Annotated in this window: 13 protein-coding genes and 1 pseudogene; 11 read left to right on the top strand and 3 right to left on the bottom strand. The window is 68.1% G+C overall.

Translation table 11 applies throughout. From position 1 onward, the window contains the following. Window positions 1-59 precede the first annotated feature (59 nt). The 4 genes from OG842_RS09775 (at window position 60) to OG842_RS09760 (ending at window position 5431) form a co-directional block, all read left to right on the top strand. A complete protein-coding gene (locus tag OG842_RS09775) occupies window positions 60-716 on the top strand; it encodes a GntR family transcriptional regulator (RefSeq protein ID WP_266729244.1) in 657 nt (218 codons plus the stop codon). 94 nt (window positions 717-810) lie between these two features. Next, entirely contained in the window at window positions 811-1836 is a 1026-nt protein-coding gene (locus OG842_RS09770) for a 1-aminocyclopropane-1-carboxylate deaminase (protein WP_266733501.1), read from the top strand. A gap of 112 nt (window positions 1837-1948) precedes the next feature. Beyond that, window positions 1949-3997 (top strand): APC family permease, encoded by a 2049-nt coding sequence (locus OG842_RS09765; protein WP_266729243.1) that lies wholly within the window; start codon window positions 1949-1951, stop codon window positions 3995-3997. Between the two features lie 105 nt (window positions 3998-4102). Further along, on the top strand, window positions 4103-5431 hold the full coding sequence (locus OG842_RS09760; protein WP_266729242.1) for a class I SAM-dependent RNA methyltransferase: 1329 nt from the start codon (window positions 4103-4105) through the stop codon (window positions 5429-5431). 613 nt (window positions 5432-6044) lie between these two features. Here OG842_RS09760 and OG842_RS09755 read toward each other — a convergent pair. Next, a complete protein-coding gene (locus tag OG842_RS09755; RefSeq protein WP_266729952.1) occupies window positions 6045-6914 on the bottom strand; it encodes an IS5 family transposase in 870 nt (289 codons plus the stop codon). A gap of 286 nt (window positions 6915-7200) precedes the next feature. On the opposite strand from OG842_RS09755, the gene OG842_RS09750 reads away from it, so the two are divergent. The 4 genes from OG842_RS09750 to OG842_RS09735 all read left to right on the top strand — a co-directional run bounded on the left by OG842_RS09750 (window position 7201) and on the right by OG842_RS09735 (window position 10668). Beyond that, window positions 7201-8000 (top strand): IS5 family transposase gene (locus OG842_RS09750; protein WP_266733500.1). Its coding sequence is split into 2 segments (ribosomal slippage): window positions 7201-7546 and window positions 7546-8000, totalling 801 coding nucleotides; the frame shifts between segments, so codons are not numbered across the junction. Between the two features lie 88 nt (window positions 8001-8088). Beyond that, complete coding sequence (locus OG842_RS09745) at window positions 8089-8685, top strand: hypothetical protein (protein ID WP_266729241.1); 597 nt, start codon at window positions 8089-8091, stop codon at window positions 8683-8685. Window positions 8686-8932: 247 nt separating this feature from the next. After that, window positions 8933-9802, top strand: coding sequence for an IS5 family transposase (locus OG842_RS09740; protein ID WP_266729952.1), 870 nt, complete (start codon window positions 8933-8935; stop codon window positions 9800-9802). Window positions 9803-10047: 245 nt separating this feature from the next. Continuing rightward, window positions 10048-10668 (top strand): SNF2-related protein, encoded by a 621-nt coding sequence (locus OG842_RS09735; protein ID WP_323185721.1) that lies wholly within the window; start codon window positions 10048-10050, stop codon window positions 10666-10668. On the opposite strand, the pseudogene OG842_RS09730 reads toward OG842_RS09735, so the two are convergent. Continuing rightward, window positions 10652-10885, bottom strand: a pseudogene (locus OG842_RS09730) (transposase); the annotation flags it as partial. The gene OG842_RS09735 and the pseudogene OG842_RS09730 sit on opposite strands and share 17 nt — an antisense overlap. A 117-nt stretch (window positions 10886-11002) precedes the next feature. Between OG842_RS09730 and OG842_RS09725 the strand changes: the two are divergent. After that, entirely contained in the window at window positions 11003-11200 is a 198-nt protein-coding gene (locus tag OG842_RS09725) for an agmatine deiminase family protein (RefSeq protein ID WP_323185804.1), read from the top strand. Window positions 11201-11361: 161 nt separating this feature from the next. On the opposite strand, the gene OG842_RS09720 is transcribed toward OG842_RS09725, so the two are convergent. Next, window positions 11362-11535 (bottom strand): hypothetical protein, encoded by a 174-nt coding sequence (locus OG842_RS09720; RefSeq protein ID WP_266729240.1) that lies wholly within the window; start codon window positions 11533-11535, stop codon window positions 11362-11364. A gap of 178 nt (window positions 11536-11713) precedes the next feature. On the opposite strand from OG842_RS09720, the gene OG842_RS09715 reads away from it, so the two are divergent. Continuing rightward, window positions 11714-12880: a sensor histidine kinase gene (locus tag OG842_RS09715; RefSeq protein ID WP_266729239.1), complete on the top strand. Its 1167-nt coding sequence runs from the start codon at window positions 11714-11716 to the stop codon at window positions 12878-12880. Next, entirely contained in the window at window positions 12868-13521 is a 654-nt protein-coding gene (locus OG842_RS09710) for a LuxR C-terminal-related transcriptional regulator (RefSeq protein WP_266729238.1), read from the top strand. Before OG842_RS09715 ends, OG842_RS09710 begins: the two co-directional genes overlap by 13 nt. Window positions 13522-13627 lie beyond the last annotated feature (106 nt).

Below are 13627 nucleotides of genomic sequence, written 5' to 3'. Positions count from 1 at the left end.
CCCCGCGCGGTGGACAGCCTCTTGAGTACCGAGTGCACAGACATCTAACATGTCAGTTCATGGAGACCCTGCGCCCCGTCCGGCGGACCCTGTTGCGGGACACCGCCTACGAAGCGATCCGCGACGCCATCGTCCGCGGTGACATCCCGCCCGGTGCGCCCGTCCGCGACGCCGACCTCGCCGAACGCCTCGGACTCTCCCGGGCCCCGGTCCGCGACGCGCTGTCCCGGCTCGCCGGTGAGGGTCTCGTCGAGTCCAAGCCGCAGAGCTACACCCGGGTGACCCGGCTGGTGCCGGGCGACGTCCGGGATGCAGCGGCCGTAGTACGAGCCATGCAGGAACTGGCCGCCAGGACCGCCGTGCCCCACCTCGTGGACGCGGACATCACCGTGATGCGCGCGGCCAACGACCGGTTCCGGAAGGCGGCCGGCCGCGGCGACGTGGCGGAGGCGCTGCGCGCCGACGACCGGCTCCACGACGTCCTCGTCACCGCCTGCGGCAACCGGGCCGTGGACGCCACCGTCGAGCGCTACACGCCCTTGATCCGGCGCCTGGAATGGCGGCAGTTCGGCACGGCCGGCTCCGCGCACGGCTCCGCGGAGCTGCACGATCAGCTGATCGAGGCGTGCGCGGCGCGTGACGCCGAAGCCGCGGTCCGGATCACCGCCGAGATCTGGCGGGCGCTCGAAGAGCTGGCGGACGAACCGCTCGAGTAGCCCGCAGCGCGCGATGCCCACCGGCCGAGCGATTCCGAGCGCGAGTGGACCCATTTCACCTCACCCCACCCCGACCAAGGGAGCCCCAGTGTCGATCTCGATCTCTTCGTACGACCGCTACCCCCTCCTCTTCGGCCCCTCTCCCGTGCACCGGCTCGACCGGCTCACCGAGCACCTCGGTGGCGCCGGGGTCTGGGCCAAGCGGGAGGACTGCAACTCCGGCATCGCCTACGGCGGCAACAAGACCCGCAAGCTCGAATACCTCGTCGCCGACGCCCTCGCGAAGGGCTGCGACACCCTCGTATCCATCGGTGGCGTCCAGTCCAATCACACCCGCCAGGTCGCGGCGGTCGCCGCCCGCGCCGGTCTCAAGTGCGTACTCATCCAGGAGAGCTGGGTCGAGTGGCCCGACGCCGTCTACGACAAGGTCGGCAACATCCTGATCAGCCGCCTGGCGGGCGCCGACGTCCGTCTGGTGCGCGCCGGGTTCGGCATCGGGGTCAAGGAGAGCTGGGAGCAGGCGCTGCGCGAGGTGGAGGAGGGCGGCGGCAGGCCGTACGCGATCCCCGCGGGCGCGTCCGACCACCCGCTGGGCGGGCTCGGCTTCGCGAACTGGGCGTACGAGGTGGCCGAGCAGGAACGCACGCTCGGCGTGTTCTTCGACACCGTGGTCGTCTGCTCGGTGACCGGCTCCACCCAGGCCGGCATGGTCGCGGGCTTCGCCGCGCTGGAGGCGGCGGGCGCCCGCCCACGACGCGTACTGGGCATCGACGCCTCGGCCGAGCCCGCCCGTACCCGCGAGCAGATCGCCCGGATCGCGGCCGGCACCGCACGGCTCATCGGGGTGCGCCGGGAACTCACCGTGGACGACATCGAGCTCGACGAGCGCTACCACGCGGGCACCTACGGCATCCCCGACGACACGACCCTCGACGCCATGCGGCTGGCCGCCCGTACCGAGGGCATGGTCACCGACCCCGTGTACGAGGGGAAGTCGATGGCGGGAACGATCGACCTCGTGGGGCGCGGCGAGATCGCCCGGGATTCCACCGTCCTTTACGCACATCTCGGCGGTCAGCCCGCATTGAATGGTTACAGCGCGCTTTTCGCGGACGCTTAGTGCAAGGATTTCGTTAAGGATTTCGTGGCTTTTTCGTTCGAGCGCAGGAGATTGCGGGGCCACGGGGGTGGTGGGTCCGCAGCTTCCATACGGAACGCTTACGATCCTCTGCGTGTCCAAACTGACCGACGTGCCCAAACGGATCCTGATCGGGCGCGCACTGCGCAGTGACCGGCTCGGAGAAACGCTCCTGCCGAAGCGCATCGCCCTCCCCGTCTTCGCCTCCGACGCCCTGTCCTCCGTTGCCTACGCGCCTGGCGAGGTTCTGCTCGTCCTGTCCGTCGCGGGCGTGTCGGCGTACCACTTCAGCCCGTGGATCGCCCTGGCGGTCGTGGTGGTGATGTTCACCGTGGTGGCGTCGTACCGGCAGAACGTGCACGCGTACCCCAGCGGTGGTGGCGACTACGAGGTCGCCACCACCAACCTCGGCCCCAAGGCCGGCCTGACGGTCGCCAGCGCACTGCTCGTGGACTACGTCCTCACCGTCGCCGTCTCCATCACCTCCGGCATCGAGAACCTGGGCTCGGCGATCCCGTTCGTGGTCGAGCACAAGGTGCTGTGCGCCGTCGCGGTGATCCTGCTGCTGACGCTGATGAATCTGCGCGGCGTCAAGGAGTCCGGGTCGCTCTTCGCGATTCCGACGTACGTGTTCGTCGTGGGCGTCTTCATCATGATCGCGTGGGGTGCCTACCGCGCTCTCGTGCTCGGCGACACCATGCGCGCGCCCACCGCCGACTTCCACATCAAGGCGGAGCAGGAGGGCCTCGCGGGCTTCGCCCTTGTCTTCCTGCTGCTGCGCGCCTTCTCCTCCGGCTGTGCCGCGCTCACCGGCGTCGAGGCGGTCTCCAACGGCGTCCCGGCCTTCCGTAAGCCCAAGTCCAAGAACGCGGCCACGACGCTGACGATGATGGGCGCGCTCGCCATCACCATGCTCGTCGGCATCATCGCCCTCGCCCTGGTCACCGACGTCCGGATGGCCGAGAACCCGGCGCAGGACCTGCTGAAGGGCGGTGTGCCGGTCGGCCCCGGCTATGTGCAGGACCCGGTGATCACGCAGGTCGCCGAGGCCGTCTTCGGCAACGGCAGCTTCCTGTTCCTCGTGCTCGCCGCGGCCACCGCCCTGGTGCTGTTCCTCGCGGCGAACACGGCGTACAACGGCTTCCCGGTGCTCGGCTCGATCCTTGCCCAGGACCGCTACCTGCCGCGCCAGCTGCACACCCGCGGCGACCGCCTCGCGTTCTCCAACGGCATCGTGCTGCTCGCCGGCGCGGCCGCCCTGCTCGTCGTCGTCTACGGCGCCGACTCGACCCGGCTGATCCAGCTCTACATCGTCGGCGTGTTCGTGTCCTTCACGCTCAGCCAGACCGGCATGGTCCGCCACTGGAACCGCCACCTGCGCACCGAGAAGGACGCCGACAAGCGCCGCCACATGATCCGCTCCCGCGCGATCAACGCCTTCGGCGCCTTCCTGACCGGCCTCGTCCTCGTGGTCGTCCTGGTCACCAAGTTCACCCACGGTGCCTGGGTCGCCCTGCTCGGCATGTGTATCTTCTTCGCGACGATGACCGCGATCCGGAAGCACTACGACCGGGTCGCCGAGGAGATCGCCGCCGACGAGACCCCGTCCGACGAGACGATCCGGCCCTCCAGGGTCCACTCGATCGTCCTGGTCTCCAAGCTCCACCGGCCCACCCTGCGCGCCCTCGCCTACGCCAAGCTGATCCGCTCCGACCGGCTGGAGGCGCTCTCCATCAGCGTCGACCCGGCCGAGACCAAGGCGCTCAAGGACGACTGGGAGCGGCGCGGCATCGACATCCCGCTGAAGATCCTCGACTCCCCGTACCGCGAGGTGACCCGGCCGGTCATCGACTACGTGAAGAGCCTGCGCCGGGAGAGCCCGCGCGACGTGGTGAGCGTGTACATCCCGGAATACGTGGTCGGCCACTGGTACGAGCACCTCCTCCACAACCAGAGCGCCCTGCGCCTCAAGGGGCGGCTGCTGTTCACCCCGGGCGTCATGGTGACCTCCGTGCCGTATCAGCTGGAGTCCTCCGAGGCGGCCAAGAAGCGCGCCAGGAAGCGCGCCGAGTGGAACGCGCCGGGCGCGGTGCGCCGCGGCCCCGTGGAGCGCAGGCCCAAGGAACCCAGCGGCAAGAGCTGACCGCCCCTGCCCGCTTCCGTTCGTGGTAAACGGCCGGACGACACCCACGTAGAATCGTAGGTTGTTGTCCGGCCGTTCCCCTTTGATCTCTGGAGCCACCCCCTCATGCAGAACGAACCCACGTCGTCGCTGGTCGGGGAGGAGTACGAGGTCGAGGTCGGCCCCGTCGCACACGGCGGCCACTGCATCGCCCGCACCTCGGAGGGCCGGGTCCTCTTCGTACGGCACACGCTCCCCGGCGAGAAGGTGATCGCCAGGGTCACCGACGGCGAGAGCGACTCCCGCTTCCTGCGCGCCGACGCGGTACGGATCATCGAGGCGTCCAAGGACCGCGTCGAGGCGCCCTGCCCGTACGCAGGCCCCGGCAAGTGCGGCGGCTGCGACTGGCAGCACGCCAAGCCCGGTGCCCAGCGCCGCCTCAAGGGCGAAGTGATCGCCGAACAGCTCCAGCGCCTCGCGGGCCTCACCCCCGAGGAGGCGGGCTGGGACGGCACGGTCATGCCGGCCGAGGGCGACAAACTCCCCGCGGGCGAGGTTCCCGCCTGGCGCACCCGCGTCCAGTACGCCATCGACGAGGACGGCAAGGTCGGCCTGCGCAAGCACCGCTCGCACGACGTGGAGCCCGTCGAGCGCTGCCTGATCGCGGCCCCCGGCGTCACGGAGCTCGGCATCGAGAAGCGCGACTGGCCCGGCATGGCCACGGTGGAGGCCATCGCCGCCACGGGTTCCCACGACCGCCAGGTCATCCTCACCCCGAGGCCCGGCGGCCGGCTGCCCCTGGTCGAGCTCGACAAGCCCGTCTCGGTGATGCGCGTCGACGAGCGCGACGGCGGCGTCCACCGCGTGCACGGCCGAGCCTTCGTCCGCGAGCGCGCCGACGACCGCACCTACCGCGTCGGATCCGGCGGCTTCTGGCAGGTCCACCCGCAGGCCGCCAACACCCTGGTCCGTGCCGTCATGCAGGGCCTCCTGCCCCGCAAGAACGACATGGCCCTCGACCTCTACTGCGGCGTCGGCCTGTTCGCCGGGGCCATCGGCCAGCGCATCGGCGAAAAGGGCGCCGTCCTCGGCATCGAGTCCGGCAAGCGCGCCGTCGAGGACGCCCGCCACAACCTGAAGGACCTGGACCGGGTCCGCATCGAACACGGCAAGGTCGACCAGATCCTCCCGCGCACCGGCATCACCGAGTGCGACCTGATCGTCCTCGACCCGCCCCGCGCAGGCGCCGGCAAGCAGGTCGTCAAACACCTCACGGGCCTCGGCGCCCGCCGCATCGCCTACGTCGCCTGCGACCCGGCGGCGCTGGCACGCGACCTGGCGTACTTCCGGGATGGCGGGTACCGGGTGCGGACGTTGAGGGCGTTCGATCTGTTTCCGATGACGCATCACGTGGAGTGCGTCGCGATCCTGGAGCCGGTCTCGAAGGGCTCCTGACCTGCGGTTTTGTGCGTGCGCATTATGTGCGGTGTGGGCGTTACGGGCGATATCTTGACGCTGAAATGACGCTCGTGACGCTCATTTGACGCTCGTTCTGATGGTGTGTCAGGCGCGCGTTCGGCAGGTCAGGCGACGTCAAGGCTGCGAGTGACGGTGCAACGCCGAGGGCTGGTGACGCTCCATGCAGAGTTGCCGGGTCCTGCAAATCAGAGGACGAACCAAGTGAGTGAGTTTTTCGGAACCCACATGACGTCCGCGTTCTCCGCAGCGTCGGCTCCGAACGGCGATCCCAAGCCGGGCGGCGAACTGCTCGTTGGTGAGCCAGAGCGCGGACTGGAGCATGCATGCGTACCGCCCGATCCAGAGTTCGGTGACCTTCACGCGCCGCCCCTTCTCGTCGCTCGTGGTGCAGGAGCCCGCGCGCTGAAGGTGCACTCAACTGCACTAGCGCTTCATGGTCGTGCAGGGCGTACCCGAGAAGAATCGGAGTCACCGGGGCAAAGTTTGTCTGATCGATATTTCGGATCCGCGCTCCCCGGGCGCAGCCTGAGACGAGGCGCAGGCCAGGATCGCCGATGTGGCCGCTAAGAGGTCGTTTTCTCCCGGTGTTTCATCCCGTAGATTGTGTTTCGTCCTGGAATGTTGGGTCGCGCCAGGACACGGTGGTTTCCCCGGTGAGGCGGCGGGCCATGAGGTCGGTCATGGCGAGGTGGATCATAGCTTCGGAGCGGGTGGGCAGGGCTTCGTAGTCGCGGACCAGGCGGCGGTGAAACATCAGCCATCCGTAGGTTCGCTCGACGGCCCACCGCTTCGGGATGGGGGTGAAGCCCCTGGTCCCGGGCTTGCGTTGGGTGATTTCCATGTCGATACCCAGGGCCGCGGCGTGCTCGACCAGATGCTGGCGGTACCCGCCGTCGACCCAGACCTTTCGGATCGTGGGGTGCTCGGCAGCCACCGTGTCGATCAAGCTGGTGCCGGCGACGGAGTCCTGGACGCTCGCGGCCGTGACCAGGACCGCCAGAAGCAGGCCGAGTGTGTCCGTCACGATGCTTCTCTTCCTGCCGACGATCTTCTTGCCCGCGTCCGTGCCCTGGCTCGTGGCGGGAACGCTTGTGGAGGTTTTCACGCTCTGTGCGTCGATGACGCACGCGGACGGTTCGGCGTTGCGGCCTTCGTGTTCACGCAGCAGGCTCCGCAGCAGCCCGCTGAGATGGGCGAACACGCCGTCCTTTTCCCACTTGGCGAAGTAGCCGTAGACCGTTTCCCAGGGCGGGAAGTCGTGGGGGAGGTAGCGCCACTGCACTCCGGTGCGGTCCACGTAGAGGATGGCGTCCAGGATGGTACGCAGGTCGTGCTCGGGTGGGCGGCCGATGTTCAGGGCCCTGCTGCGGCGCTCGGCCCGCCAGTCGGTCAGGACCGGTTCGATCAACTCCCAGCGGGCATCGGACAGATCACTCGGATACGGGCGGCGTTCAGTCATGCTCTGGGCGTACCGCTCAGTGCAGCCCACGCCCAGGCGTGCGGCACCGACAACGGAAGCAAAGCCAATGCGCCCTCCCACCCTGGGATGAAACAGACCCAAGACATACTCCGCCCCACCCATCACCCCAGAAGAGCACCTTCGAGCCACCCGCCTCAGTGGCCTCAACCGTCCCCCACTCACGCACCGAAAGAATCGCCATCTTTCAAAACGAATTGCAGGAAAACGACCTCTAAGACGTCGTTTCTTATGGCGGTTGTCGGTCGTTGAGCGGTGTGTGACGGATCTGGTTGAGCGGCTGGTGCCGGACGATTTGTGGGTGCTGTTTCGGCGGGTGGTACCGCCGACGGAGGTGAAGCGTCCGCAGGGCGGGGGCCGGCGACGGGCGGGTGACCGTGAGGCGTTGGCCGCGATCGTTTTCGTGGCGACGTCGGGCTGCACGTGGAGGCAGTTGCCCCCTGTGTTTGGTCCGTGCTGGCAGACGGTGTACCGGCGTTTCGCCCAGTGGAGCCGGGACCGGGTCTGGGCCCGGCTCCACCGCGTCGTCCTCGACGAACTCGGGGCGCGAGGTGAGCTGGACTGGTCACGGTGCGCGATCGACTCGGTCAGCGTCCGGGCCGCAAGAGGGGGCTTCTGACGGGACCGAATCCGACCGACCGTGGCAAGTTGGGATCGAAAATCCATCTGGTCACCGACCGGAACGGCCTGCCGCTGTCACTGGGCGTCTCCGGCGCCAACATGCACGACAGCCAGGGACTGGAACCGCTCATCCGTGGAATCCCGCCCATCCGTTCCCGCCGTGGACCTCGCCGCAGGCGACCGGCGAAGCTGCATGCGGACAAGGGGTACGACTACGACCACCTGCGGCGATGGCTCCGCGGGCGGGGTATACGTCCCCGCATCGCCCGTAAGGGAGTCGAGTCCTCCACCCGGCTCGGCCGCCACCGCTGGGTCGTCGAACGAACCGTGTCCTGGCTGGCCGGCTGCCGACGCCTGCACCGCCGCTACGAACGCAAGCCTGAGCACTTCCTCGCCTTCGTTGCCATCGCTGCAGCCCTCATCGGGTATCGCCGCCTCAGCAGATGAGCCTCGCCGACCGCACAGATGCTGGTCATGCCCGCGTTGTCAGCGGCAGCTCATAGGGTGCGCTCACCATCTTGAAGGAGGAACTTCCGTGGGATTCTCGGGTCACCTGGTCTTTGCTCGCAGCGACCGCCCTCTACTGGAAGCTCCCGTGTTCGACAGCCTCGACGAAGAACTCAAGGCAACCATGCATACATGCGAGACACGGCCGGGCGGCTGGCAGACGCTTCAAATCGATTCGGGGACATGGGGCGACGCGGACCTGCCTGCCCTGGTTGAGTGGAGCAGGGCACCGGCCTGCGTCGCCGACGTCTCCGACAGTTCCCTCGCTCTCGTGACCGGACTGGACACCACCGGACAGCGCTGGCAGGCCTGGCTCAACCTGGACATCGCCGCCAGGCTTCTGGCCGAGGAGCCCGAAGACCTCGAAGACCAACTCCTATGGCTGGACACCCCAGAGTTCCACGAAGCCGTCAGACACAAGCACGCCGAACTCGACGCCGAGATACCCACCGACGCCGAGGGTGCCATTGCCTGGGCCGCAGCCGCCGGCATCCCCGTCACGCCGGAGACAACCATGATTGAAGAACTGCTCCGCTCACACGAGGCCTTCGCAGAAGACCTCCTCAGCACGCTGCTCGATCAGCTGGGCTTTCCCCAAGCCACTCAGCCCTCACCTGAACCATAAGAAACGACGTCTAAGAGGTCGTTTTCCTGCAATTCGTTTTGAAAGATGGCGATTCTTTCGGTGCGTGAGTGGGGGACGGTTGAGGCCACTGAGGCGGGTGGCTCGAAGGTGCTCTTCTGGGGTGATGGGTGGGGCGGAGTATGTCTTGGGTCTGTTTCATCCCAGGGTGGGAGGGCGCATTGGCTTTGCTTCCGTTGTCGGTGCCGCACGCCTGGGCGTGGGCTGCACTGAGCGGTACGCCCAGAGCATGACTGAACGCCGCCCGTATCCGAGTGATCTGTCCGATGCCCGCTGGGAGTTGATCGAACCGGTCCTGACCGACTGGCGGGCCGAGCGCCGCAGCAGGGCCCTGAACATCGGCCGCCCACCCGAGCACGACCTGCGTACCATCCTGGACGCCATCCTCTACGTGGACCGCACCGGAGTGCAGTGGCGCTACCTCCCCCACGACTTCCCGCCCTGGGAAACGGTCTACGGCTACTTCGCCAAGTGGGAAAAGGACGGCGTGTTCGCCCATCTCAGCGGGCTGCTGCGGAGCCTGCTGCGTGAACACGAAGGCCGCAACGCCGAACCGTCCGCGTGCGTCATCGACGCACAGAGCGTGAAAACCTCCACAAGCGTTCCCGCCACGAGCCAGGGCACGGACGCGGGCAAGAAGATCGTCGGCAGGAAGAGAAGCATCGTGACGGACACACTCGGCCTGCTTCTGGCGGTCCTGGTCACGGCCGCGAGCGTCCAGGACTCCGTCGCCGGCACCAGCTTGATCGACACGGTGGCTGCCGAGCACCCCACGATCCGAAAGGTCTGGGTCGACGGCGGGTACCGCCAGCATCTGGTCGAGCACGCCGCGGCCCTGGGTATCGACATGGAAATCACCCAACGCAAGCCCGGGACCAGGGGCTTCACCCCCATCCCGAAGCGGTGGGCCGTCGAGCGAACCTACGGATGGCTGATGTTTCACCGCCGCCTGGTCCGCGACTACGAAGCCCTGCCCACCCGCTCCGAAGCTATGATCCACCTCGCCATGACCGACCTCATGGCCCGCCGCCTCACCGGGGAAACCACCGTGTCCTGGCGCGACCCAACATTCCAGGACGAAACACAATCTACGGGATGAAACACCGGGAGAAAACGACCTCTAAGCTGGGCGTCACGCTGATTGCAGCCGCCGGAGGGATCGGCAGTGCGCTAGATGGCACGAGGCGTTTGTGCCGTAGAGGTCGGAACCAGTCCTGACCGGTGGTGACTTTCACGAAGGTCCTGCGGCCCTTCCGGCTAAGCTGTGACGAGCTCCGCTGCTAAGCGCATGAGCCGGAACGTGTGATCGCCACCAGTGGGCGGAAGTAGGCTTCTCCTGCAAGCATGCGGAGCGAGCCACAAGGGGGACACGCGGTGACCGATGACCCCAGCGTGCTGCCCAAAGCCGGCAGCCAGATCACCGTCGACGGTCACCTGGTCACTGTTGTCATGGCTACCTCCACGCCGAGTGGCTGTGATCTTGTAATCCGTCACGGGAACGGGTCACTGGCTGACGCAGCCCTTACCTACGAGGAGCTATGCGAAGCTAGCGTTCCCGCTAACGATGTAGGCGGGAACCCGAACCGTGCCCTCGCTGGCCTTTGGGGGCGGTGGATGCAGTACGCGGTCCCGCGTATTCGCTCCGCTGTCCTTGCCACACGTCCTCTGAAGCCATACGCGCACCAGGACGAGGCTGTCTTCACTCACATGCTGGCGCAGCCGCGGTTGCGGTTCCTGCTGGCCGATGAGCCCGGCACTGGCAAGACGATCATGACGGGCATGTACATCGCGGAAGGGACTCGTCGTGGGCTGATTCCGGGCCGCACCGTGATCGTGGTCCCAGCCCACCTGGTGACAAAGTGGCAGCGCGACCTGCGCCGGTACTTTGCCATCGAAGCAGGCCGCCTCACTCCGGAGATCGCGCGTGACCCCAAGGACCTGGACCCACGTCCCGGGGGACCTTGACCTCGACCGGGCCGACATCGGTCAGCACCGTCTTCACCCGCGCCCCGTTACGGGAGTTGCCGCTGCCCCGGCCCTCGGCGTCGTGCTTCTCGTATCCGAGGTGATCGGTGATCTCGCCCTCAAGGGCGGACTCCAGCACCCGCTTGGTCAGCTGCTGGAGCAGCCCGCCCTCGCCGGTCAGCCGCAGGCCCTCCGACCGGGCCCGGTCCACGAGCATCGCGACCAACTGCTCGTCACTCGCCGGCACGGCCACGGAGGTCGGCTCGTCGGCCGCTATCTGCTCGATGGTGGTGTCGCTCATCCGGCGTCTCCTTGATCATCGGATCCGCCGTTCATTGAACACTCCCACTACTACCTGTGCAACGGCGCCGTCGTCTGCGGCCAGTTCGGTGATGCCGCGGCGGACGCGGCGGCGAAGGGCGTACTGGCCCGGCTCCATCCCGGCCGCACCGTCGAGCAGCTGAACATCGACCGGCTGGGCGCGGGAGGCGGCGGCATCCACTGCGTCACCCAGCAACAGCCCGTGCCGTAGGCGCGAACGGAGCGCGGAATCCCTGCCTCTGGAACAGTGCCCTGCCCCCGGGGGCAGGGCACTGCCCGGGCTGCGGGAAGAAGGTGCGCTGTGCGCCGGGCCCGGAGCGGGCGGCAGCGCGTACCGCGACCGGTTGCACCGCGACCGTTCGCACCGTGCTGTCAGGACCCCTTAACGCGCTTGTTGCGCATCAGGAAGAGACCCACGGCCGAGGCGATGGCGACGGTACCGGTGCAGACGCTGATGGCGACCTGCTTGCCGCCGTCGAAGGCAAAGCTGGTGGAGACATTTGCGGCGACGGTTACCACGAGCAGGATCCAGAGCAGGGCCTTCATGACCGTTCCTTCCATCGAGCGGTGGGGGGCCGATGCCCCTTGCGGAAACCACGATGCCAGTTCGCGGGGCCACAGATCGAGGGGGCGTTCTACCGGACCCGTGGTGTAGCCCGATACACCACGGTCCGGGTGGCGCACACGCCTTCGCATGTCCTGTCGGTCACCTAATCTGATGGCCATGAGAGAGAGGCTCTGGCTCGCATGGCGGGCGACGCGGCACCTGCTGAGATCGGCCGGCCTGGCCCTGGCCTCGTTCCTGTTCCTGCCCTTGCTGGCGTTCACCGTGACCGTCACCGTGCTGGTGATCGGCGCGGGCGTCCTGCCCGAAACGGTCCTGCTGCTGCGCCGGCTCGCCGGAGCCAAACGGCGCGAGGTCGCGAACTGGACGGGGGAGGAGGTCCCCGAGGCGTACGTACCGCTCGTCGGTGACCTCCCCGTTCGGGTGCGTACGGCGGTCAAGGACCCCGGGACGTACCGCGATCTGAGGTGGCTGGCCGCCCACTTGCTCTACGGCTGGCTGCTGGCGTACGCCTCGCTGCTCGTGTGGATCTTCGGCATTCTGGTGGACGGCGTCTGGTGCTGGGTCCTGGGGCACCGGGCCGTGGTGCTGCCGCTTCTCGGCCGGCTCGCCGACTTGGACGCCGCCTGGACCCGCTCCCTGCTGGACCTCTCGCCCGACGCCCGGCGCAGCGCCGAACTCGCGGACCGTGTAGAGGAGTTGACGGCCACCCGAGCGGATGCCATGGCGGCCCACGGCGCCGAACTGCGGCGGATCGAACGCGACTTGCACGACGGTACGCAGGCCCGCCTGGTGGCGCTGTCGATGCGGGTGGGGCTGGCGCGCAGGGCGTACGACAACAGTCCCGACACAGCCCGCAAGCTGCTCGACGATGCGCAGGACCAGGTGGAGGAGGCCCTCACCGAACTGCGGCACGTGGTGCGCGGCATCCATCCGCCGATCCTGACCGACCGCGGGCTCGTCGGTGCGGTACGGGCGCTCGCCGCCGGCAGCGGTCTGGAGGTCGAGGTGACCGACGACGGTGTGGAGGGCGGCGCGCGCGCACCGGCCGCGGTCGAAGCGGCGGCGTACTTCTCGGTCGCGGAGGCGCTGACCAACGCCGCCAAGCACAGTGGATCCCGCCGGGCCCGGGTGGAACTACTGCGCACCCCCGGCTCGTTGAGGATCTCGGTGTGCGACGAGGGCTGCGGCGGAGCCGATGAGAGCGGCGGCAGTGGGCTGCTCGGCATGCGGCGGCGGATCGCCGCGCTCGACGGCATCGTGCAGGTGTCGAGCCCCGTCGGGGGGCCGACCGCGATCGAAGTGGAGCTTCCGTGCGTGTGGTGATCGCAGAGGACAACGCCCTGTTGCGTGAGGGGCTCGTACTGCTCCTCACCTCCGCCGGGCACGAGGTGGCGGCGGTCGCGGCCAGTGGCCCGGAAGTGCTGCCCGCCCTGCTGGAGCACCGACCGGACGTGGCCGTACTGGACGTGCGGATGCCGCCGGGGTTCCGGGACGAGGGGCTGCGCGCGGCGCTCGCCGCGCGCGCGGAGATCCCGGGACTGCCCGTGCTCGTGCTCTCGCAGTACGTCGAGGAGACCTACGCCGCCGAACTGCTGGGCGGCGGGGCGAGTGGCGTGGGATATCTGCTCAAGGACCGGGTCGGCCGGGTGGACGAGTTCCTCGATGCCCTGGAGCGGGTCTCCTCGGGCGGCACCGCGCTGGACCCGGAGGTGGTGGCGGAGCTCCTCGCGAAACGCAGGGACGACCCGATCGACTCACTGACCCGGCGCGAGCGCGAGGTGCTCCAGCTGATGGCGGAGGGCAGGGACAACGCCACGATCGCGGCCCGACTGGTGGTCACGGAACGGTCGGTGAGCAAGCACATCGGCAATGTGTTCAACAAGCTCGGCCTGCCACCGAGCGACAGCGGACACCGCCGGGTCCTGGCGGTCCTCGCCTACCTGAACAAGCGATTCCACACGTGAAAGATTCATGCCAGACATATGAGCCGCGAGGTACCGTCGGCCGAAGCCCGGCCCCATACTCGTACTCGGACCTGACGAGTGTCCGTTGCAGCGACGGCGGCAACTG

Origin of the sequence: Streptomyces sp. NBC_00376 (assembly GCF_036077095.1) — a bacterium.
In the GTDB taxonomy this organism is placed as follows: Bacteria; Actinomycetota; Actinomycetes; order Streptomycetales; family Streptomycetaceae; genus Streptomyces.
This window is presented reverse-complemented; position numbering and strand designations above follow the sequence as displayed.

Excerpts from the sequence above, each read along its gene's own strand:
- OG842_RS09775 (WP_266729244.1), top strand. The coding sequence starts at position 60 with ATGGAGACCCTGCGCCCCGTCCGGCGGACCCTGTTGCGGGACACCGCC.
- OG842_RS09760 (WP_266729242.1), top strand. The coding sequence starts at position 4,103 with ATGCAGAACGAACCCACGTCGTCGCTGGTCGGGGAGGAGTACGAGGTC.
- OG842_RS09755 (WP_266729952.1), bottom strand. The coding sequence starts at position 6,914 with ATGACTGAACGCCGCCCGTATCCGAGTGATCTGTCCGATGCCCGCTGG.
- OG842_RS09740 (WP_266729952.1), top strand. The coding sequence starts at position 8,933 with ATGACTGAACGCCGCCCGTATCCGAGTGATCTGTCCGATGCCCGCTGG.
- OG842_RS09735 (WP_323185721.1), top strand. The coding sequence starts at position 10,048 with ATGCGGAGCGAGCCACAAGGGGGACACGCGGTGACCGATGACCCCAGC.
- OG842_RS09720 (WP_266729240.1), bottom strand. The coding sequence starts at position 11,535 with ATGAAGGCCCTGCTCTGGATCCTGCTCGTGGTAACCGTCGCCGCAAAT.
- OG842_RS09715 (WP_266729239.1), top strand. The coding sequence starts at position 11,714 with ATGAGAGAGAGGCTCTGGCTCGCATGGCGGGCGACGCGGCACCTGCTG.